At 62.3% G+C, this 21135-nt stretch carries 21 protein-coding genes; 6 read left to right on the top strand and 15 right to left on the bottom strand.

The features are described from left to right. Positions 1 to 3 precede the first annotated feature (3 nt). Positions 4 to 1098: a histidinol-phosphate transaminase gene (gene hisC, locus ACOQOT_RS14700; protein WP_420559940.1), complete on the top strand. Its 1095-nt coding sequence runs from the start codon at positions 4 to 6 to the stop codon at positions 1096 to 1098. Further along, complete coding sequence (locus tag ACOQOT_RS14695) at positions 1095 to 2042, top strand: prephenate/arogenate dehydrogenase family protein (protein WP_420559939.1); 948 nt, start codon at positions 1095 to 1097, stop codon at positions 2040 to 2042. The genes hisC and ACOQOT_RS14695 overlap by 4 nt, the downstream gene beginning before the upstream one ends. Positions 2043 to 2048: 6 nt before the next feature. On the opposite strand, the gene ACOQOT_RS14690 is transcribed toward ACOQOT_RS14695, so the two are convergent. Next, positions 2049 to 3146 (bottom strand): DUF2125 domain-containing protein, encoded by a 1098-nt coding sequence (locus ACOQOT_RS14690; RefSeq protein WP_420559938.1) that lies wholly within the window; start codon positions 3144 to 3146, stop codon positions 2049 to 2051. Between the two features lie 75 nt (positions 3147 to 3221). Here ACOQOT_RS14690 and ACOQOT_RS14685 point away from each other — a divergent pair, with 75 nt between their 5' ends. Then, a complete protein-coding gene (locus ACOQOT_RS14685; RefSeq protein ID WP_420559937.1) occupies positions 3222 to 3752 on the top strand; it encodes a gamma-glutamylcyclotransferase in 531 nt (176 codons plus the stop codon). On the opposite strand, the gene ACOQOT_RS14680 is transcribed toward ACOQOT_RS14685, so the two are convergent. From ACOQOT_RS14680 to ftsE, 7 genes are all read right to left on the bottom strand, one after another. After that, complete coding sequence (locus tag ACOQOT_RS14680) at positions 3697 to 4905, bottom strand: winged helix-turn-helix domain-containing protein (protein ID WP_420559936.1); 1209 nt, start codon at positions 4903 to 4905, stop codon at positions 3697 to 3699. The two genes, ACOQOT_RS14685 and ACOQOT_RS14680, sit on opposite strands and share 56 nt — an antisense overlap. Next, complete coding sequence (locus ACOQOT_RS14675; protein WP_420559935.1) at positions 4905 to 5321, bottom strand: VOC family protein; 417 nt, start codon at positions 5319 to 5321, stop codon at positions 4905 to 4907. Before ACOQOT_RS14675 ends, ACOQOT_RS14680 begins: the two co-directional genes overlap by 1 nt. A gap of 21 nt (positions 5322 to 5342) precedes the next feature. Next, positions 5343 to 7634 (bottom strand): adenosylcobalamin-dependent ribonucleoside-diphosphate reductase, encoded by a 2292-nt coding sequence (locus ACOQOT_RS14670; protein WP_420559934.1) that lies wholly within the window; start codon positions 7632 to 7634, stop codon positions 5343 to 5345. A 202-nt stretch (positions 7635 to 7836) separates the two neighbouring features. Continuing rightward, positions 7837 to 8559 (bottom strand): lysophospholipid acyltransferase family protein, encoded by a 723-nt coding sequence (locus ACOQOT_RS14665; RefSeq protein ID WP_420559933.1) that lies wholly within the window; start codon positions 8557 to 8559, stop codon positions 7837 to 7839. 24 nt (positions 8560 to 8583) lie between these two features. Continuing rightward, positions 8584 to 9219: a YdcF family protein gene (locus tag ACOQOT_RS14660; RefSeq protein ID WP_420559932.1), complete on the bottom strand. Its 636-nt coding sequence runs from the start codon at positions 9217 to 9219 to the stop codon at positions 8584 to 8586. Positions 9220 to 9335: 116 nt separating this feature from the next. Next, complete coding sequence (locus tag ACOQOT_RS14655) at positions 9336 to 10280, bottom strand: cell division protein FtsX (RefSeq protein WP_420559931.1); 945 nt, start codon at positions 10278 to 10280, stop codon at positions 9336 to 9338. Beyond that, the gene (gene ftsE / locus ACOQOT_RS14650; protein ID WP_045443586.1) at positions 10273 to 10932 is read right to left on the bottom strand and encodes a cell division ATP-binding protein FtsE; all 660 of its coding nucleotides are present in this window, start codon (positions 10930 to 10932) and stop codon (positions 10273 to 10275) included. The genes ACOQOT_RS14655 and ftsE overlap by 8 nt, the downstream gene beginning before the upstream one ends. A gap of 206 nt (positions 10933 to 11138) precedes the next feature. Here ftsE and ACOQOT_RS14645 point away from each other — a divergent pair, with 206 nt between their 5' ends. Together ACOQOT_RS14645 and hpt are read left to right on the top strand one after the other, a co-directional pair. Beyond that, positions 11139 to 11978: a zinc-ribbon domain-containing protein gene (locus tag ACOQOT_RS14645; RefSeq protein WP_420559930.1), complete on the top strand. Its 840-nt coding sequence runs from the start codon at positions 11139 to 11141 to the stop codon at positions 11976 to 11978. Further along, the gene (gene hpt / locus ACOQOT_RS14640; protein WP_420559929.1) at positions 11975 to 12526 is read left to right on the top strand and encodes a hypoxanthine phosphoribosyltransferase; all 552 of its coding nucleotides are present in this window, start codon (positions 11975 to 11977) and stop codon (positions 12524 to 12526) included. The genes ACOQOT_RS14645 and hpt overlap by 4 nt, the downstream gene beginning before the upstream one ends. On the opposite strand, the gene ACOQOT_RS14635 is transcribed toward hpt, so the two are convergent. The 4 genes from ACOQOT_RS14635 to argH form a co-directional block, all read right to left on the bottom strand. Further along, positions 12527 to 15205, bottom strand: coding sequence for a TIGR02302 family protein (locus tag ACOQOT_RS14635; RefSeq protein WP_420559928.1), 2679 nt, complete (start codon positions 15203 to 15205; stop codon positions 12527 to 12529). A 61-nt stretch (positions 15206 to 15266) separates the two neighbouring features. Beyond that, positions 15267 to 16535: a diaminopimelate decarboxylase gene (gene lysA, locus ACOQOT_RS14630; protein WP_420559927.1), complete on the bottom strand. Its 1269-nt coding sequence runs from the start codon at positions 16533 to 16535 to the stop codon at positions 15267 to 15269. A gap of 39 nt (positions 16536 to 16574) precedes the next feature. Further along, the gene (gene lptM / locus ACOQOT_RS14625) at positions 16575 to 16700 is read right to left on the bottom strand and encodes an LPS translocon maturation chaperone LptM (RefSeq protein WP_420559926.1); all 126 of its coding nucleotides are present in this window, start codon (positions 16698 to 16700) and stop codon (positions 16575 to 16577) included. A gap of 4 nt (positions 16701 to 16704) precedes the next feature. Then, positions 16705 to 18105 (bottom strand): argininosuccinate lyase, encoded by a 1401-nt coding sequence (gene argH, locus ACOQOT_RS14620; protein ID WP_420559925.1) that lies wholly within the window; start codon positions 18103 to 18105, stop codon positions 16705 to 16707. Between the two features lie 198 nt (positions 18106 to 18303). Between argH and ACOQOT_RS14615 the strand changes: the two genes are divergently transcribed. Next, entirely contained in the window at positions 18304 to 18759 is a 456-nt protein-coding gene (locus ACOQOT_RS14615) for a TlpA family protein disulfide reductase (RefSeq protein ID WP_420559924.1), read from the top strand. Positions 18760 to 18763: 4 nt separating this feature from the next. Here ACOQOT_RS14615 and ACOQOT_RS14610 read toward each other — a convergent pair whose 3' ends face one another. From ACOQOT_RS14610 to ACOQOT_RS14600, 3 genes are all read right to left on the bottom strand, one after another. Further along, on the bottom strand, positions 18764 to 19243 hold the full coding sequence (locus ACOQOT_RS14610) for a PAS domain-containing protein (RefSeq protein WP_420559923.1): 480 nt from the start codon (positions 19241 to 19243) through the stop codon (positions 18764 to 18766). A gap of 144 nt (positions 19244 to 19387) precedes the next feature. Next, positions 19388 to 19987 carry a PAS domain-containing protein gene (locus ACOQOT_RS14605; protein WP_420559922.1) on the bottom strand — a complete coding sequence of 200 codons (600 nt, stop codon included), beginning with the start codon at positions 19985 to 19987 and terminating at the stop codon, positions 19388 to 19390. Between the two features lie 152 nt (positions 19988 to 20139). Next, a complete protein-coding gene (locus ACOQOT_RS14600) occupies positions 20140 to 21015 on the bottom strand; it encodes a 3-hydroxybutyryl-CoA dehydrogenase (RefSeq protein ID WP_420559921.1) in 876 nt (291 codons plus the stop codon). Positions 21016 to 21135 lie beyond the last annotated feature (120 nt).

Here is a 21135-nt window from a genome sequence, read left to right as displayed (position 1 = left end):
GGAATGAGCCCCGTTCGGCCCCGGTCCGGCATTCTCGATATCGCCCCTTATGTGGGCGGGCGCGAGAAAGTGGAAGGCACGCTCAAGCAGTACAAACTGTCGGCAAATGAAACCCCGCTTGGGCCGAGCCCCAAGGCGCGCGAGGCGGCGATGGAAGCGCTCAGCGCCATGGAGCGCTATCCCGATGGCGGCGCGCTGGAGCTACGCAAGGCCATTGCCGGCGTTTACGGCCTCGATCCGGAGCGCATCGTCTGCGGGGCGGGTTCGGACGAATTGCTGCACCTCCTGGCCCAGGCCTATATCGGACCCGGCGATGAAGCGATTGCGACCCGGCACGGCTTTCTGATCTACCCCATCGTCACGAAAGCGGCGGGCGGAGAGATCGTGCAGGTGCCGGAAAAGAACCTCACCGCGGACGTGGATGCCATTCTGGCGGCGCAAAACGAAAAGACGCGGATCGTTTTTCTCGCCAATCCCAACAACCCGACGGGCACCTATCTTTCTTTCTCCGAGATCAAGCGCCTGCGCGAGGGATTGCGGGAGGATGTGCTTCTCGTGCTCGATGCTGCCTATGCCGAATATGTGCGCAGTAACGATTATGAATCCGGGATCGAGCTGGTTGCGACCCATGACAATGTGGTGATGACGCGCACTTTCTCGAAGGTCTATGGCCTGGCCGCGATCCGGCTCGGCTGGGCCTATTGCCCGGCAAGCGTTGCGGATGTGCTGAACCGCATTCGCGGGCCTTTCAACGTCAATGTCCCGGCGATGAAAGCAGGTATTGCCGCGATCGAGGATAAAGAGCACACGGCAAAAGCTGTCGCTCATAATGAGAAATGGCGTGCCTGGTTGAGCGAGGAAATTTCCGCGCTCGGGCTAGAGGTCGTGCCCAGCGTGACGAATTTCATTTCTTTCCGCTTTCCGACGGAAACGGGCAAGAGCGCGGCGGAGGCGGATGAATTTCTCTGCTCGAAAGGGCTGATCCTCCGGCAGATTGCTTCCTACGGGCTGCCGGATTATCTGCGCCTGACAGTGAGCACGGAAGAAGCCAATCTGAAGGTCGTGGCCGCATTGAAAGAGTTTTTGGGGAAGGCATGAGCAAGAGCGAACCTCTTTTCGGACGCATCGCGCTGATCGGGCTCGGGCTTATCGGCGGCTCCATCGGCCATGCGGTCAAACGCGCGGGGCTTGCCGGGCATATTGCCGGTTTTGCCCGCTCGAAAGAGACACGCGCGCGGGCGCTTGAAATCGGGTTCATCGACAGTGCTCATGAGAGCGCTTCGGAAGCGGCGAAAGATGCCGATCTCGTCATTCTCTGCGTGCCGGTGGGCGCGCTCGGGCCTTCCGCGAAGGAAATCGAACCTGCCTTGAAGAAAGGCGCGATCCTGACCGATGTGGGTTCGGTGAAAACCGCCGTGGTGCGCGATGTCGGCCCCTATGTGCCGGAGGGCGTGCATTTCATTCCCGGTCACCCGATTGCCGGGACGGAAGAATCTGGGCCCGATGCGGGCTTTGCCGAGCTTTTCGACAATCGCTGGTGCATTCTCACGCCGGTGCCGGGCACGGAGGCGGAGGCCATCAAAGCGCTGACCGCGTTCTGGGAAGGGTGCGGCTCGAATGTCGATGTGATGGAGTCCAAGCATCACGATCTCGTCTTTGCCATCGTCAGCCATTTGCCGCATCTCATCGCCTATAACATCGTGGGCACGGCGACGGATCTGGAAAAGGTCACGCAGTCCGAAGTGATCAAATATGCCGCAAGCGGCTTTCGCGATTTCACACGCCTTGCCGCCTCGGACCCCACCATGTGGCGCGATGTTTTCCTCAATAACAAGGAAGCGGTGCTGGAAATGCTGGGCCGCTTTTCCGAGGACCTCGCCGCGCTGCAGCGGGCGATCCGCTGGGGCGACGGGGACATGCTGTTCGATCTTTTCACCCGCACGCGCGCGGTGCGCCGCTCCATCATCGATGCGGGCCAGGACACGGATGCGCCGAATTTCGGGCGCAACCCCACCCACGCGAAATCCGTTTCCAAGAAATAAGGCGGCTTAATAAAGCGGCTCCAGGCGCCCTATCGAGACGGGCCCCAGAAACACCACGCCTTCATGGAAGGCAAGCGGCAGATGCATGCGCCCGTCCTGCGGTTTGCCTTGCAGGGCGGAGATGATACCGGCGCCGGCAAAGATGACAGGCGCGCTTTCTTTCTTCACGATGCCGGTTTCAACGAGCCGGGCAATCAGATCTTCCACCTTGCCGAAGCTGGCCTCGATGCGCCCGCTCGGGCGACCTTTGGCATCGAGCGTCAGCTCGCCCTGGCCCTTCATGTCGATAGGTCCCCAGAGAAGCTGGAGATCGGAAATGGCGATGTGTCCGCCCGAAGCCGCCCAGGCGCGCGCGCCGGTATCGAGATCGGCGGGCAGACGCTCCGGCACTTCATAGCCGCGCATCTGGGCTTCGATGAGCGCGATTTCCGGCTCGAGCCAGCCCGTGACGGGGCCGAAATCCCAGGCGATGTCCGTGGCTTTGAGCGCCAGGTCGTAGGTGCGGGGCAGCGGCGGCGCATCTTCTTCGGTGGCCTCAGGGTCTGGCGCCGGGCGGGTGTGAAGCTGCAAGCTGCCCGCGCTTGCCGAGCCGATGAAGGTGCCGCTGTCCTCGCTGAGGCCCGAGGCCGTCCAGTCTTTCACCTCGACGGCGAGCCGCCCGATGCCCTCCTTGCGTGCGACATAGCTGCCCCATAGCGTTTCGGCTTTCGAGATGAAGCGCCGCTCGCCTTCGGGGCCGTTCAGCGTCAAATCCTGCTCGCCTTTGACATCGACGATGAAATGGCCGGGCCTATAGGAGAGCATCTGGGCGCTGATTTCCGGCAGGGCGAGCGTCCAGGCGGTCTTGCCGCGGTCGCGGGTCAGCGTTGCCTCTTTCAGTGTCACGCCCATGCGGTAGGGAAAGCCGTGCATCTCATGGGTGCGCCAATCGGCTTTCAAGCCGCTCTCCTGCACGCGGCCTTTATAGGTGAGCAGTTCTTCTTCCAGATTGCCCGCAAGCGTGAACCAGAAAACGCTATAGGCCCCTGCGATCAGCGCGAGCGCGCCGAAGGGGGCGGCGATTTTCCAGGGGAAACGGGGGGCTGTGTCGGCGCTTTTTGCCATTTATGAATCGGTCCGGCTTTTATTGCTGCCCTCAAGTCTGCCCGCTAGGGTCTGGCGGAGCAAGTAAGAGGTATCATGCAGGATCTCTGGGTATTTGGATATGGCTCGCTGATGTGGCGGCCGGGTTTCGATTTCGTGGAACGGCGCGATGCGCGCCTTTACGGCTATCACCGGGAGTTCTGCGTTTTCTCCCATGTCCATCGCGGCACGCCGGAAAAACCGGGTCTTGTCTTCGGCCTCGACAGGGGCGGCGCATGCCGGGGCGCGGCCTTCCGCGTGGCCGGTGAAAAAGCCGCCGAGGTCTATGCTTACTTGCAGGAGCGTGAGCAGGTCACGAGCGTCTATCTCGATGTGATGCGCCCCGTGCGGCTTCTGGAAACGGGCGAGAAGGTGGCCGCGCTTTGCTTCATCGTCGACCGTGCGCATCTGCAATATGCCGGCAAGCTTGCTTTCGACGATCAGGTCCGCCTTATTGCGGAAGGGAAAGGTCAGTCCGGGGCCAATCCCGATTATCTTTTCGGCACGCTCACACATCTGCGCGAGATCGGGATCAGGGACGCCCATCTTGAAGCTTTATGGCACGCCGTATTGCAGCGTCTGTCTTGATCGTCTCTGCGCCCGAAAACTTGGCGAGCCGCGCCAGCGCCTTGCGGAAGGCTTCCTCGCGGGCGCTTGTCCATTTGATGCCGGGCTCGAGCCAGAGACCCTTTACTTCCAGCACGCCTTCCTTGCGGTGAACTTTCATGTCCGCGCGGCCGGTGAAACGCGCCCCTTCCAAAATGGGCAGAACGTAATAGCCATATTGGCGCTTCTTTTCGGGGACGAAGATCTCAAGGCGGTAATCGAAGCCGAAAATGCGCTCGGCTCTTTTCCGGTCCCGAAGCACGGGGTCGAAGGGGCTGAGAAAGCGCAGGCGCGTGGGCGGGGCGGGGGGCTCCAGACGCTCCTCGATATCCTTGAAGGCCATGGCGGCGCGTTTCGTTCCGTCCGCGCCGGTGATTTCCACCTCGCATAGCTCGCGCGCGTTTTCCGCCAGCCATTTTTTGACTTCCGCCGGCGGCAGGCTTTCCCAGAAAGCGGCGATTTCCCCCTGCGTGGCCGTGCCCAGCCGTTTCAGGGCCTCGCGGCATTTCCAGTCGCGGATTTCCGCCGCGCTTGGGGTATGGGTGCGGTGATCGTCGGGGATAACACGTTCCGCCAGGTCATAGACTTTCTGAAAGCCCTCGCGCTTGGAGATGGCAAGATCGCCGGTGCGCCAGAGAATTTCCAGCGCGGTTTTGGACGGCCCCCAGCCCCACCAGCCGCCCGCGCCTTTGTCTTCAAAGTCACGGGCCATGAGCGGGCCTTCTTTCTCGATCCGCTGTTTGACGTTTTTGATGATTTTAGGGCCATGCGGGCCGAGCCGTGTTTTCCAGGCCCCTTGTTTCAGTTTCTGCCGGGCCGCTTTGAAGCGTTCCTGCCAATAGGGATAAAACTCGATGGGGATAAGGCAGGCATCATGGGTCCAATGCTCGAAAAGCGCCTTGTCGCTTTCATGGAGCGTGTGCAAATCCTCGCGTTTGTATTTTTCCGCGCGCGAGAAAAGCATCATGTGATGGGCGCGCTCGACGGCATTGACCGAATCAAGCTGCAGATAACCGAGCTTGCCGATCAGGGCGCGCAGCTCTTTTTTGGGAAGCGGCGCGGCGGGTTTGCGCGTCAGGCCCTGCAAGTCGAGAAGCAGATTGCGGGCCCGGCGGTTGGTGATTTGAAGGGGCATCAGGCAGCGTAAGGTTCGTAGACGAATTCGAGTTTCAGCCCGTCGGGATCGGCGAAAAAGACGGCGTAATAATCCGGGCCGTATTCGGGATAGGCGGCGGGGGCATCCAGAATTTCCGCGCCGATTTCTTTCAGCAGCGTATGGAGCCTGTCCACATCTTCCCGGCTTTGCGCATGCCAGGCGACGTGATGAAGGCCGGGGGCGTAGCGATTGTGTTTCTGGCCCGCGCTTTTCGCTTCGGCGCGCAAAATACCGATGGAGAGATAAGCGCCTGCGGGATGCGCCGCCCAATCGACGCTGTCGGCGTCTTCATCGACGCGGGCATAGCCCATGAAGCCCAGAACGGCATCGTAAAAGGGAGCGGAAATGGCGGGGTCTTTAACGGTCAGGTCGAGATGATGGATGGCGCCGCGCATGGTTGTTTTTATCCTTTGCCCTTAGCTGCATTTCGAATAGCCGCAGGAGGTGCAGGTATCGCAGCCTTCCTGTCGCACCAGCCCGCGTTCACCGCAGCGCGGGCAGCCTTTCATCCCCGTTACCACCGCCCCTTCGAGCAATTTGCCCTCGCTGAGCGGTTTGCCGTCTTGCTTGGCGATAAAACCGATATCGATCATGTGCCGCTCGATCGTCTCGCCGATGGCGGCCAGAAGCGAGGGCACATAGCGCCCGTTCATCCAGGAGCCGCCGCGCGGATCGAACACGGCTTTTAGTTCCTCGACCACGAAAGTGACATCTCCGCCGCGCCGGAAGACGGCGGAGATCATCCGCGTCAGCGCCACGGTCCAGGCATAGTGCTCCATGTTCTTCGAGTTGATGAAAATCTCGAAGGGGCGGCGGCGCTTGTCCTGAATGATGTCGTTCAGCGTGATGTAAATGGCGTGATCGCTTTCGGGCCATTGCAGCTTGTAGGTATAGCCGGGCAGCACCGCATCGCGCTCGAGCGGTTTGGACATATAAACGACGCCGTCTTTCACTTCGAAAACGGGCGCGCCGCTTTCTTCTTCCGCCGGGCTTTCGGCAGGTGAGATCGAGAGCACGGAGCCGCGCACCTCGCTCGGGCGGTAGGTGGTGCAGCCTTTCAGGCCCGCTTTATAAGCGCTGGTGTAAATATCCTTGAACGCCTCGAAGCTTATATCGGCGGGGCAATTGATCGTTTTGGAGATCGAGCTGTCGATATAAGGCTGCACGGCGGCCTGCACGGCGATATGGGCGTCCGGGGTCAGGTCCTGCGCGGTGGTGAAGGCCTCGGGCAGCGGCGCGTCCGCGCCGTGAAGGGCGCGGTATTCGGCAAGGGCGTAATCCACCACCTCTTCCTCGCGCGTGCTGCCATCGGCAAGGCGCACCTTGCGCCGGTAGCTCGGCGCGAAAATCGGTTCGATACCGCTTGAGACATTGCCCGCGAAAAGCGAGATTGTGCCGGTGGGGGCGATGGAGGTCAAAAGCGCGTTGCGGATGCCGTGATGCGCAATCGCATCCTGAAGGTGCTGGGGCAATGCCTTGATGGTTTCCCCTGCGAGATAGGGTTCCTTCTCGAAAAGCGGGAAGGGCCCCTTTTCCTTGGCAAGCTCCACGGAGGCGGCATAAGCGGCGTGTTGCAGCCGGCTCATCCAGCGGTGAATGAGCGTCAGGCTTTCCGGCGCCCCGTAGCGCGCGCCGCACATCAACAGCGCATCGGCAAGGCCCGTCACGCCAAGGCCGATGCGGCGCTTGGCTTTGGCCTCATGTTCCTGCTCGGGCAGGGGAAAGCGCGAGACGTCGATCACATTGTCCATCATCCGCACGGCGACATGGACGAGATCGGCAAGCTCGTCTTCATCGATATGGGCTTCGGCGCCGAAGGGATGTTTGACGAGAGCGGCAAGGTTGAGCGAACCGAGAAGGCAGGCCCCGTAAGGCGGCAGGGGCTGCTCGCCGCAGGGGTTCGTCGCCTGAATGCTTTCGCAATAATGCAGGTTGTTGCGGGCATTGATGCGGTCGATGAAGATCACGCCGGGTTCGGCATAGGCGTAGGTCGATGCGGTGATGTGGTTCCAGAGCGCGCGGGCGCGCAAGGTCTTGAAGACCTTGCCTTCGAAAATGAGCTGCCAATCGCCGTCTTCTTCCACCGCCTGCATGAAGGCATCGGTGACGAGGACGGAGAGATTGAAATTCGTCAGCCGCCCCGCTTCGCGTTTCGCGTCGATGAAATCTTCGATGTCCGGATGGTCGCAGCGCATCGTCGCCATCATCGCGCCGCGCCGCGCGCCCGCCGACATGATGGTGCGGCACATCGCGTCCCACACATCCATGAAACTCAAGGGACCGGAGGCATCCGCGCCCACGCCTTTGACCGGTGCGCCTTTCGGGCGCAGCACCGAGAAGTCATAGCCGATGCCGCCGCCCTGCTGCATGGTCAGCGCGGCTTCCTTCAGATTTTCGAAGATGCCCGCCATCGTGTCCGGAATGGTGCCCATGACGAAGCAGTTGAAAAGCGTGACGTCGCGCCCGGTGCCCGCGCCTGCCAGAATGCGCCCGGCGGGCAGGAACTTGTAATCCTCCATCGCCTGATAGAAGCGCGCCGCCCAGCCCACCCGGTCATGGGGTTCGGCCAGCGCCAGGGCGGAGGCGACCCGGGCCCAGCTATCGCGCACAGAGGCATCGCCCCTGCCGTCTTGGGGGTTTTCATCCGGGCTGCGGAACCGGTATTTCAGGTTCCAGATTTCCTCTGCAATGGCCGGGCGTTCACCCATTTCACTCTCCTTGCGCGGGCGCTCCCGCAGGGCCCTATAAGCTAGGAAGCCGGACCCCTGGCGTCAATGAATGTTCCGTTAATGTTCACGGGTTTGTGGCCCGCCTGCACCAGCCCCTTTCCTAGGGCGCGATAGGCGGGCTTAGTTTAGGCCGGGAGAGTTGCAGGGGTGTTACTTTAGGCGTTGGTGCCGGGGCATCGTTTCAGCCGGAAAAACCGGCCTCGGCCAGAAGCTTATCGGTCGCCGGCTCGATGCGTCCCTCAAGCTCGGCCATGAAGGCCTTGCGGTTCATGCCGGGGGGAATAGGCGGCAGGAATTCCAGCACGATGGTGCCCGGTTTGCGCAGAAACTTGCGGCGCGGCCAGTAGAGGCCGGAATTGAGCGCCACGGGCACGCAGGCAATGCCGAGCTGGCTGTAAAGCCCGGCGACACCGGGCTTGTAAGGGTTGCGCGATCCGGGCGCCGCGCGCGTGCCCTCGGGAAAGATCACCAGATGCCGGTTCTGCGCCAGCGCGTTCTTGGCATGGCGGATGAGATTGCGAAGCGCGCTGGCGCCCGAGGCGCGGTCCACCGGCACCATCTGTGCTTTTATCGAATACCAGCCGTAATAGGGGATATAGAGCAGCTCTTTTTTCAGCACGATCGCCGGATCGTTCAAGATCGCGGCGTAGATGATCGTATCCCACATGGACTGGTGCTTGGAGGCGATGAGCGCGGGCTCCTCCGGCAGGTTTTCCAGTCCCCGCAACTCATAGCGCGTGCCTGCAATGACGCGCAGCAGCCACATGGTCCAGCGCGACCAGGCGCGCATGCAAAAAACGATGACGCCGCGCGGCAGGATGAAGGCCGGCGTTACCGCAATGCAGATCACCGCCGAGGACACATAAAAAACCAGATTGAAAAGCGCGGAACGCAGAAAGAGCACGGGAACCGTCCTATGGAATGCGCCTTAAGAGCCGGGCACCGGCGGGGCGAGATACGTACGGGCGAAGGAGACAAGATATTTCGTATATTCGGAAACGAGAAGCTTTGCCGTGCCCGGATAAGCCCACCAGTCATTGAGGCGGACTTGATCCTGAAAGACGGGATAGCCGGTCAGCTCCGCCTCGGGCATGGCGCTTTGCAGCTCGCGCAGTGCGCGGGGCAGGTGATAGGCGCTGGTGACGACAATGAGCCGCTGCATGGCGTTTTCCTGCGCCCAGGTTGCCGTCTCGATGGCATTGCCGATGGTGTTCTCAGCCCGCCAGTCGAGATCGACGCAGCAATCGAACAGCGCCTGATCGGCTTTCAGCGCGGCGCGCAACTCCTCCCGTGTGACTTCCGGATTGACGCCGGAAACGAGCAGCCGCTTCGCCTTGCCGCTGTCGAGAAGGCCCATGGCTTCGGAAAGCCGCTCGGGCGTGCCGGTTAGCACGACAATGCCGTCAGCCGGGGCAAGGGCTGCGGGCGCTTTCTTTTCCAGCGACTGAATGAAACCGATCAGGCCGATGAGATAGGCCAGAAGCAAGGCAAGCAGCAGCGTGCCTGCCAGGCGGGCAATCCAGCCTGCAGTCCCGTTTCTCGCTTGCCGGCCGGCCTCAGCCATTTCCAGCTCCTCCACTTCGCCTCCGGGGCTTGCGGCGCCTCTCGGGCACCCTGACTTTTACAGTCTATTACTTTCAGTCTATTGCCGGGGAGTATACAGGGGCTGAACGGGCCGCGTCACATCATCCGTCCGAGCACCCTAAGCACGGTAAAGCGGGCCGTGGCGGCCACCACAAGCGCAAGTGCGGCGGGCACCACCATCAGCCAGAGATAATGCAGCGCGGACAGCGAGGGAAGCGGCACCAGAAAGAGCGCCCCGTCCGCTGCCAGGATTTCCATCAGCAGGAATGTGAAGAGCGCAAGGCCGAAGCCGATCAGGCCGCCCCGCCAGCCCAGGTCGAAGAAATGGCGCTGGATTTCGGCGGCGATGAAGCCGTCCCGCGCGCCGCAAAGATGGAGCACCTCCACCACTTCCTGGTTGGCCGAAAGCCCCGCCCGCGAAGCGAAGATGACAAGCGCGATGGTTGTCGCCGAAATGATCACCAGCACCGCAAAGGCAAGAAAGCGCGCCGCGGAGGTGGCCCCCAGAAGATCCTCGATCCATTGACGGTGCGTGTCGAGGACGAGACCGGGAGCGGCATCGGCAAGGCGCGCGGCGAGCGCTTCCATGTCGATCTCTGCGTCTTTGTCGAGTTCCACGTCGATGAGGCGCGGCAGCGGCAGACTGTCCGACACCGTGCCCGTGCCGAGCCAGGGCTCGATCAGGGCGGCGGTTTCTTCCTGCCCGAGCGCTTCGGCTTTCACGATGCCGGGCGTGGCGAGGAGAAGAGAGCGGGCGGCGGCGATCTGATCGTCGGGGCTTACTTCATCGGACGGCTTCACCTGCACGGTCAAGGTGCCGGTGAGATCGCTTTCCCAGCCGCTGGCGGCTTTTGAGACGATAAGTGAGGCCCCGAGCGCCAGGCAGGCCAGAAAACTCATGGCGGCGATGACGAGCACCAGCGTCGGCCCCGTTGTGCCAGCAGCGGGCATGACGCCTTTTTGCGGCGCGGCCATGCGGCGCAGCCTCTCGGTCCAGGGCAGGCCCGTCTCTTCGGGCGGGGCGCCGGCGCTTTCAGCCATGATAAACAAGCTCCCCGTTTTGAATGAGGAGGACGGGCGCCCCCACCTGCTCGACCAGCGAATGATCGTGGGTGGCGAAAAGGATCGAGGTGCCGAGCCGGTTGAGCTCGACGAAAAGCCGCATCAGGCGCTGGCCCATTTCCGGATCGACACTGCCGGTCGGCTCGTCGGCGAGCAGCAGTTCGGGCTGGGCGACGACGGCGCGGGCAATGGCGGCGCGCTGCTTTTCCCCGCCCGAAAGCGTCGGCGGTTTGGCATCCATACGCTCACCGAGGCCCACCCAGGCCAGAAGCTCGCGCACATCGGCCCGGTAGCTGGCTTCCTCGCGCCCGGCCACTTTCAGCGGCAGGGCGATATTTTCATACGTCGTGAGATGGTCGAGCAGCCGGAATTCCTGAAAAACGATGCCGATGCGCCGGCGCAGGCTCGGCAGGTCCTTGCGGTCGGTCGTGGCGATGTCATGGCCGAACATGGAAATCAGCCCGCGCGAGGGCTTGTGAGCCAGAAACATGAGCTTCAAAAGCGAGGTCTTGCCCGCCCCGGACGGGCCGGTAAGAAAATGAAAAGACCCCGGCTCCAGGTGAAACGAGACATCGCGCAACACTTCCGGTCCCATGCCATAGCGCATGCCCACATTTTCGAATCGCACCATAAAGGGTCTCCGGCTGTGTTTTGGCTTCTACCTTAACCCCCTCTTAACCGTGTATGGTCGTTAAATAAAGGGCTCGGGCCTTTCTCCGGCAGGCCGTTCCGGCGCCGGTTTTCCGCACCATCCGCGTATCCTGGATGGCAGGGCTCAGCTTGTTTCACCGCGCACTGTGTGCGAAGAACATATAGGCCACTCGCTAGTCGAATCGCATGATTATAACGTGCCCATCCTGTGATACGCGTTACAACGTGGATGCCGCCGGTTTCGAGCCGTCGGGCCGCAAGGTCCGCTGTGCGAAATGCGGGGAGCATTGGCATCAGGAACCGGAAAGCGCGCAGGCCAAGGAAGACACCGAAGAGCTGGAGAGCGCTGCTGCCCCCGAAACGGAGAGCAGTGAAGCAGAGAGCAGCGAGGACGTACCGCCGCCCCCGCCGCCGCTTGCCCCCGATTTCGGCAAACCGTCCAAGAAATCCAAAAAAGCCGATGACGAAGATGCGCCCGCGCGTAGCCGCCCGCGCCATCAAATGCCCGTCAAGGCGCGCGGCAGCCGCACGCTGCAGGTGGCAGGCTGGGTGGCGCTCATCGCCTTTGTCGCGGGCTCCGCGCTTGGCGCGGCCGCTTTCCGCAGCGAGATCATTCGCCTCTGGCCGGCCACGCAAACGCTTTATGCCGCCTTCAACGATCCCGTCGATATCGACGACATGGCATTTCAAAACGTCTCTTACGAATACCAGTTCGAAAACGGGCTGCCGGTGCTTTCCATCCGCGGGGAAGTGATCAATGAAGGCGAGGCGCGCATTCCGCTGCGCCCGGTTCAGATCGATCTGCGCGGGGAAAACCGCGAGCGGCTTTATCACTGGACCTTCCGTCTGCCCGAAACCGCGCTCGACCCTGCCGAGCGGGCCGAATTCGTCACCCGTCTTTCCAGCCCGCCGCTTGAGGCGCGCGATCTCGTCATCCGCTTTACCGAAGAAGAGGACACGCCGGAAGGCGAGGCCGAAAAGAACGGTGACAAAACGGACGGTGAAAAGGACGAGGCTGCCCGGTGAGCAAGGGCGGTTCAGACGCAAATCCGCGCATCGACGTGCTTTTCAGCGCCGCTGAGATCGGCGACCGGCTGGGCGCGCTCGCCCGTGAAATCGTCGCCGACTTCGGCACGGATTTTCTGATCGTGCCGGTCCTCAAAGGCAGTTTTATTTTCGCCGCCGATCTTGTGCGCGCGCTGCATTTTGCCGGCGCCAATCCGCGTGTTGATTTCCTGTCGCTGGCAAGTTACGGCGCCGCCACCTCTTCTTCCGGCAAGGTCGAGGTGCTGCGCGATCTGGAGGCCGATGTCAGCGGCGACAAAGTGCTGCTCGTCGATGACATTCTGGAATCGGGCCGCACACTTGAATTTGCCACCGGGCTTTTGACCTCGCGCGGGGCAGTGAAAACCGCTGCCTGCGTGCTGCTCGACAAACCGGGCAAGCGCGCGGTTTCTTTCAATGCGGATTATGTGGGCTTTGAATGCCCCGACAGGTTCGTTATCGGTTACGGGATGGATCTTGCCCATGCCTATAGGGCGCTGCCCTATATCGGCTATCTGCCGGATGCGTGATTAAAAACGCCGCAGCAATCTTTCCAGATAATCGAGCTCGATCTGCGGGCGGCCCATCTCGGCGGCGCGCCGGCGCAGCTCGTTGAGGATTTCCCGCGCGCGCTCCGCATCGATCACATCGGGCACTTGCACATCATCGCCGAAATCGGGCCCGGCGGAGCGGGTCGGCCGGCCCAGAGGATCGGTATTAGCATTGCCGTTGCCCTGGCCCGAATTGCCGGAGCGGGCCATGCCGCCTGCCATGCGTTCCAGCATCTGATTGGCCATGGACTGAGCGCCTGCGCGCAACTGGTCGATGGCCTGGCCCTGTGCGCCGGTTGCGCGTTCCGCCCGGCCCTGTTTCAGGCGGTCATCGGCCTGATCCATCGCGCGCTGGGCGTGTTCAAGGGCGGAGGGTACTTCCTCGCCGTTATTGTGCAGTTCTTCCATCAAAGCGCGCAGCTTGTCGCGCAGGGCTTGCTGGCGCCCGCGCAGGTCCGGATAGCCGCCGTTGCCTTCGCCTTGCTGGGCGCCTTGGCGGGCACCGCCCTGCTGCGTGCCATTTTGCTGATTGCCGCTTTGGTTGCCGCCGCTTTGCCCCGAGCCTTGCTGGTTGGAGCTGAGGCCCTGGCGGCCTTGCTGATCGAGCGGGCGGGCTTCTTCCTTTTTGGCTTCGCCGAACGTGTCGTCCATGAGCTCGCGCTGCTCGCCGATCAATTCACCCATTTCATTCAGCGCTTCGGAAAGAGCGGAAGGGGCCTGCGCGCTCTGATTCTGATCATCGCCGGTTTGCAGGTTTTCCAGAATATTGCCGAGCTGGGAAAGCATGTCCTGGGCCTGCTCGCGCGCGCCGGTGCGGGCGAGATCGCCGATCGCTTCCAGCATTTTTTCAAGATCGGAGCGCTCGAGCGCCTGTGTGTCGGGGTTCTGCGGCATGGCGGGTAGTTGTTCGGCCATGTCGCCCATCTTCTCCGAGAGCGCGTCGAGATAGCGGGCGAGCGCCGATTTCAGCGCTTCCATCGCCGCTTCGATTTCCTCGTCCGAGGCGCCTTCGGCCAGTGCTTCGGCCAGCTTCTCGCGCGCATCGCGCAAGTCGCGCTCGGCAAGCGAGAGATCGCCGTCCTCAATATGAAGAGCAAGGTCCCAGAGAAGATCGAGTACGCCGTCCAGATCGGCGAGGTGCTGCGCTTTGGTCAGCCGCCAATAGGCCGCGCGCAGGCCGAGAAAGACCGTCATGTCGCCGTCTTGGCGTTCCAGGTCCTGCGAAAAGGCGCTGAGAAACCCGGCAATGTTCATGCGCGAGTCCGGGTAAAGGGCAAGGCGGCGGCGCTGCTCGGCAATGGCGGCGGCGAGCGGCTCCTTGAAGTGGCGCGCAGGCAGAGTGAGGGAACGCGTTTCGCTTTTGCCCGTCTGGCCCGCATCGTCTTCGGCGGCAAGCCAGAGCTCGACCGGCAGGCCCGCCCAGGGATGGGCCGTCAGATCGCGGAAAACTTCCTGGGAGACTTTTTTGGGGCGCAGGCGCGGCAAGGGCAGCTCGACGACGGGCGGGGGCATGAGCAGGCTTTCCGGCTTGCCGTTTTTACTCCCGGCTTCTTCTTCCACTTCCGCCCGTTCGAAAAGCGGATCGCTGCCTGCCGTTTGAAAGAGCGTACGCTCCTGCAAAACGACGGACGGCCCGAGTGCCATGCGCGCTTGCACTGATTTCAGGCCGTAATCGTCGCTGGCTTCATAGCCAAGGCGCAGCGCCTTGCGCAGCGTGTCTTCGAGCGGCCCTTCGAAGGCGATCTGAGGCGCATCGTCCGGGATGATCTTGAAGTCCCAGCTGTAAAGATCGTTGCTTGCCCGGCTGAGGGTGAGCGCCGTGTCTTCGCTAAGCGTTACCTGCGCTTCATAGGCGTTTTCGCCGAGTGTCTTGAAGGCGGTCTCGCTGCCGCCTGCAAGCGCATAGGCCGGCCGCGGGCCGGGGCCGTGGACGCGTAAGGTCAGGACCGAGCCTTCGGGGATATCGAAGTCGCTTTTGCCTTTCGGCGCGCCTTTGGCGCCGGCCAGAAAGAGCGGCGGGCGGCCGGTATAGGCGGGCGGGTTCACCCAGGCATCGACGCTGGTTGTCATATCCGGCATGCCGAGGCCCGGCCAATAGGTGCGTGCCAGCCGCTCCCCCGTTTCCGGCCCGAGGATGACGGCAAAGACGAGAAGGGCGGTGACGAGCGCGGCCCGCAGCGCGTAAGGGTCGGCGGCGGCAAGGCTTGCGCGGGGCAGGCCGACACGGGCCTTGACGACTTTCTCCGCGATCCAGGCGCGGTGGGCCGCCCAAAGCGCCGCCTCACCCGTGCCCTCGGCGGCTTCATCGTTAAAAGCGGAAAGCGGGCGGTGGGGGAGGCCGGAGATATGCTCCATCCGGCGCAGCGCTTCCTCGCGGCTTGGCGGGTAGAACGCGGCGCGGCGCTGCCAGAGGAAAAACCCCGCAGCGGCGAAACTTGCGCACCACAAAAGCCAATGAGCGGCGAGCGGCAGGCTGCTTAGAAAGCCGCTGAGGCCTGCGAGCGTGAAAAGTCCGAGGATGGCCAGGCTCGGCCAGAGGGCGGGCCAGAGCCGTTCCCAGAAAAGCGCAAGGCGGCTTGCGCCCACGCGCCGCTCGATCGGCGCAGGCAGGCCGGGCTTTTCCAGGCCGGGCTTTTGTGAGGCGTCTTGCTCCGCCAAGCCGAGGGCTCCTCTTCCCGCGTGCGTTCCGCTGCCCCCCTGATCAGATAGGTCCGGTGCCTCAGGAGGCCAGCCAGTCCGGTATCTTATCCTGCCCGAGCATTGCGTCATAATCTGGGCGCGGGCGGATCACGGCCATGTGTTCGCCGGAGACCATGATTTCGGGCACCAGAGGCCGCGTATTATAGGTCGAGGACAGCACCGCCCCATAGGCCCCGGCCGACATGAGCGCGATGAGATCGCCGGATTTTAAGGGGGGGAGCTGGCGCCCTTTGGCGAAGAAATCCCCGGTCTCGCAGACGGGCCCGACGACGTCATAGGTGACGGGCGCGGCGTCCGGCGCCTCGCTTACCGGCAGAATATCGTGATGGGCATCATAAAGCGTCGGGCGGATGAGGTCGTTCATCGCCGCATCGACAATGAGGAAGGCCCGGTCGGTGCCGTGCTTCTCATAGATGACGGAGGAAACGAGGACGCCCGCATTGCCCGCGATCATGCGTCCCGGCTCGAACATCAGCGTGCAGCCCAGATGCCCGACCGTGCGCTCCACCATCGCAGCATATTCGGTCGGGTGCGGCGGCACGTCATTCGTGCCCCGGTAGGGAATGCCGAGCCCGCCGCCAAGATCGAGCCGTTTGATGTCGTGGCCCGCGGCGCGCAGCCGTTCGGCCATTTCCGCCACGCGGGTAAAGGCGGCTTCGAAGGGGGCAAGGTCGGTCAGCTGGCTGCCGATATGCACATCGATGCCCGCCACTTCGATGCCGGGCAGGGTGGCGGCGCGGTCATAGACTTCCGGCGCGCGCTGCCAGGAAATGCCGAACTTGTTTTCCGCTTTCCCGGTGGCGATTTTCTCATGGGTCTTGGCATCGACATCCGGATTGACGCGCAGCGCGACGGAGGCCGTTTTGCCCATGGCGGCGGCAACTTTTGAAAGCTGCTCGAGTTCCGGTTCCGATTCCACGTTGAACTGCAGGATGCCGGTCTCGAGCGCGAAACGCATTTCCTCTTCAGTTTTGCCGACGCCGGAGAAGACGATTTTTTCAGGCGCAATGCCTGCGGCCAGCGCGCGGCGCAGCTCGCCCTGCGAGACGACATCGGCGCCTGAGCCCAGATCCGCCAGCAGTTTGATGACGGCGAGATTGGAATTGGCTTTGACCGAATAACAGATCAGCGTGTCGGTGCCTTTGAAGGCATCGGCAAAAACCTGATAGTGGCGCTCGATCGTGGCGCGCGAATAGCAATAGAAGGGCGTGCCGATCTTGGCGGCAATATCGCTGAGCGCGACATCTTCGGCATGAAGCACGCCGTTCTTGTAGGCAAAATGATGCATAAGATTCTCTGCGGCGGCGCCGGTTTTGGGGTGCCGGTTTTAAGAGGCCTGCTCTTCTTGCTGCGGGGCGGGCGGGTCCTGGAGATTGCCCTTCTTGCCGCAAGCGGCAAGGCCGAGCGACAGGGTCAGAGCGGCGGTCAGCGCGATGGTCAGTGTGCGTTTCATGGTTCTACCGATCGGTTTTGTTGTCCCCGGCCAGCGTCTTTTCCCAGAACGCAGCCATGGCTTTGACGTTGTCCGGCGCGGTGCCGCCGAAGCTCGTACGGCTTTTGACGGAATTGTCGATGCCGAGCACGGAATAGACTTCCTCGGTAATGCGCGGTTCGGTTTCCTGCATTTCGGCAAGAGAGAGCCCGTCGAGATCGCAGCCTTTTGCCTCCGCCTTCGCTACCAGCGTACCGGTGACATGGTGCGCGTTGCGGAAGGGCATGTCCAGCGCGCGCACAAGCCAGTCGGCAAGGTCCGTTGCGGTGGAAAAGCCTTTGGCGGCGCTGGCGCGCATCGCTTCTTCGTTCACCTTAAGGCGCGTCACCATGGCGGTCATGGCGGCGATGCAAAGCGAGAGGGAATCGAGCGCGTCGAAAGCCGTTTCCTTGTCTTCCTGCATGTCCTTGGAATAGGCGAGCGGCAGGCCCTTCATGACGACGAGCAGCGAGGTCAGACCGCCGATCACCCGGCCGGTTTTGGCGCGCACGAGCTCGGCGGCATCCGGGTTCTTTTTCTGCGGCATGATGGAGGAGCCCGTGGTCAGGCTGTCCGGCAGGCGCACGAAATCGAAACCGGGCGTCACCCAGATCACCAGTTCCTCGGCAAGACGTGAGAGATGCACGGCGGTGATTGCCGCCGCGCTCAAGGTTTCGAGCACAAAATCGCGGTCCGAGACGCTGTCGAGCGAATTGCGCGTCGGCCCGTCGAAGCCGAGTGCTGCCGCCGTCTTTTCCCGGTCGATGGGAAAGGAGGTGCCGGCCAGGGCGGCGGCGCCGAGCGGGCATTCGTTCAGCCTTTTGCGCGCATCGGCAAAGCGGCCCCGGTCGCGGCCCGCCATTTCCACATAAGCCAGGCAATGATGGCCGAAGGTGACGGGCTGGGCGGTCTGCAAATGCGTAAAGCCCGGCATCACGGTTGCCGCATGCGCCTTGGCTTTGGCCACGAGCGCCTCCTGCAGGGCGCGCAGCTGGGTGTCCAGATGATCGAGCGTGTCGCGGATATAGAGTTTGAAATCCGTCGCCACCTGGTCGTTGCGCGAGCGGGCGGTGTGAAGGCGGCCCGCGGCCTCGCCGACGGTTTCTTTCAGGCGCGCCTCGATATTCATGTGAATGTCTTCAAGCGCGCGGGAAAATTCGAAGGTGCCTGCCTCGATTTCCGCGCCGATTGCGTCCAGCCCCGCGACAATTTGATCTACGTCCGCCTTTGCAATAATTCCCTTTTCGGCGAGCATATAGGCATGCGCTTTCGAGCCCCTTATATCCTGGGCGGCAAAACGCTTGTCGAAGCCGATGGAGGCATTGATTTCCTCCATGATTTCATCGGGGCTCTCGCCGAACCGGCCGCCCCACATTTTGTTGCTCATTCGTCTTCTCCGGCGTACTGCCCGCGCCGGGGCGTGGGAGGTAAATCGATGACCCGGTCCAAGATATTGCTGCCGCTCGGAGCCCTGGCTTTGGCGGGGATCATTGCTTTAGGGGTCATATACTTGATTGAGCCGGGCGGGCGCAATCTTGAAGGGGGGCAGGCTTCCGGACCCCTTGCCGCCTATTCGGTGGGCGAGATGAAGGGATTTGTGAGTTTTCCCAAGCTCGAAGCCCCCGATCCCGTCAGTTTCCGCAATGCGGCGGGCGAAGAGCTGGGGCTCGATGCCTTCAAGGGCAAGGTCGTGCTGCTCAATCTCTGGGCGACCTGGTGCGGGCCCTGCCGCCATGAAATGCCCGCGCTCGACCGGTTGCAGGCCGATCTCGGCGGGCCGGATTTCGAGGTCGTGGCGCTCAGCCTCGATAAAGGCGGCATGGAGGGCCCCAAGGCCTTTTATGAGGAAGTGGGGGTGACGAACCTTGCGCTCTACCAGGACCCTTCTGCGCGGGCGGGCGTAACGCTTGGCGCATTCGGCCTGCCGCTGACCATGCTGCTCGATAAGGAAGGGCGCGTGGTCGGCCGCCTCGTCGGGGCGGCGGAATGGGATTCGCCCGATGCCAAGGCGCTGATCAAGGCCGTGCTGGAGCGGGAATAGGCGTTCAGGCCTCCGTCACCATCATGCCGATGCCTTGGGCGAGGACGCCGGGTTTGCCGGCTGAGAGCGGCAGAGCGGCGATATGGAGCACCCGGTGATTGTCGGCGTGATAGTCCATGCGGGTGCGCAGGAAGAGCGGCGCCTGCTCGTTCACCAGCCGGGTGATAACGACTTTCCAGCGTTCCTGGGATTTTTGTGCAAGCTCGGGCGGGCGGTTGCGGCCGATTTCGGTGCGGCCTGTGCCGGTGCGTTCTTCTCCGGTCAAATAGGCAAGCTCGGAGCCGAAAAGCCGGACACGGAAATCGCCTTCGGCGGTGAGCGAATCGACCAACAGAATATTGGGCAGAATACGGGGGATCTCTATCGGGTCGATATCGGCGCGGTCGGGCATCGCGCGGCCCGCAGCCTTTTCGCGCCAATAGTCGTAAAGCTGGATGGTGAGCGGATGAAGCGGCACGTCCATCCACTGCAACCCGGCTGGCATTCTATTGATCGGCCCGCATGTCATGCCGTTTCCCCTATCCTATCCGGCGCGGCCTGCGCGCTGCAGAGCTTCTACGACTCGTTTTTCCAAGAGGATCATGCATCTGTGTGAGAGGACAAGGGTGCAGCTCCCTATTTTGCGCGGTCAGATGAAGCCCGGTGCTTCGGCGCCGTAAGGCACGGGCGGCGGCAGCAATTCGTCGGCAGAGCGGGGCAGCGTGACGAGAATGCCGAGTATTTGTTTCATCTCCTCGCTGTCTTTTCCGCAAAGCGGCAGGCAGGCGCCGTGAAAGATCATGAAATCGCGCCCGCTATTGTTCATCGGCGCCTTGACGAAAGTGGGCGCTTTTTCCGCAACGGTCAGATGAAAGATGTTGAGCCAGCGCAGGCGGATGTTCTGAGCCGATTGTTCCTGTCTCTGGCAGTTGATCTGTGAGAGGCGCATGCCGGTGCGGTCCTCGCCGACCATTTCGGTGAGCTCGGACCCGAAGACGCGGATCTGTCCGTCCTTGCCGTCGTCCAGAATGTCGAAAAGCACGAGATGGGGCATGAGGCGGGGAATGTCGGTGGGGGAAATGTCGCCGCGTGCCGGCATGGCCCGGCCCGGCCCCCGCTTTTCCTCCCAGTAATCCAGAAGCAGGGCGAGCTGGGGGTGCTGCGGCTCGGCCAGCCGCTCGAGCATGGTGCCTTCCGTCCCGGCATTTGCGGCGCTTTGCGGCGCCTCCTGCCATCCGAACCAGCGCATGTTCTCGCCCTCCCCTGCAAGATCAGCCCTCATTGAAGTCTGAAGACGCAATCTAACCAAAATCTAAACAGGCAAAGGTTTTACGCAGATAAAGAAAAGGCCCCTTTTAGGGGCCTTGACCTTGCGTCAGCTTGCTTGTTGAAAGCGGCGTTCTAGCGCGTGGGCACCGGATGATCGCCCCGGTAATCGTAAAAGCCGCGCCCGGCTTTGCGCCCGAGCCAGCCGGCTTCCACATATTTCACAAGCAGCGGGCAAGGCCGGTATTTGGAATCGGCAAGCCCGTCATAAAGCACCTGCATGATGGAAAGGCAGGTATCGAGGCCGATAAAGTCGGCAAGCTGCAACGGGCCCATCGGATGATTGGCGCCGAGGCGCATCGCTTTGTCGATGCCTTCCACGCTGCCCACCCCTTCATAAAGCGCGTAGACCGCTTCGTTGATCATGGGCAGGAGAATGCGGTTGACGATGAAGGCGGGGAAATCTTCCGCGCTTGTCCATTGCTTGCCGAGCCGCTCGGCAAGCGTGCGCACCGCCTCGAAGGTTTCGTCCGAAGTGGCGATGCCGCGCACCAGCTCCACAAGTTCCATCACCGGCACCGGGTTCATGAAGTGCAACCCCATGAATTTTTCCGGCCGGTCGGTCGCCGAGGCAAGGCGTGTGATGGAGATGGAGGAGGTGTTCGTGCAGATGATGGCATCGTCTGAAATCAGCGGGCAGATCTCGGTAAAGATCGAGCGTTTGACTTCTTCGCTTTCCGTTGCCGCTTCGACGACGAGATCGGCCTGGTCGATCTGGCCGTAGCCATCGGCGGGGCGGATGCGGTCTAGCGCGGCCTCGCGCTCGCTTTCCGATATGCGCCCGCTCGTCACCTGGCGGTTCATATTGCCCGTGATGGTGGCGATGCCGGCTTCGGCCCGGTCCATCGTCATATCGATCAATTGCACCTTGTAGCCGGCCAGGGCGCAGACATGCGCAATGCCGCTGCCCATCTGTCCGGCGCCAATGACCGCAACCTCATTGAAACTCATTCCCAGCACCTCGTCGCATGTTTGCGTGTCGTGTGTTTTTGCGAGCCTACACGAAAACGGCGCCACCGGATATTTTCCGGCGGCGCCGCTTCATGGCATGGCTTAGGACATAGGCCCTGT

The organism is Tepidicaulis sp. (genome assembly GCF_965222285.1).
GTDB lineage: Bacteria > Pseudomonadota > Alphaproteobacteria > Parvibaculales > Parvibaculaceae > Tepidicaulis.
Note: the sequence above shows the minus strand (reverse complement) of the source record. Positions and strands in the feature narration are given on the sequence as shown.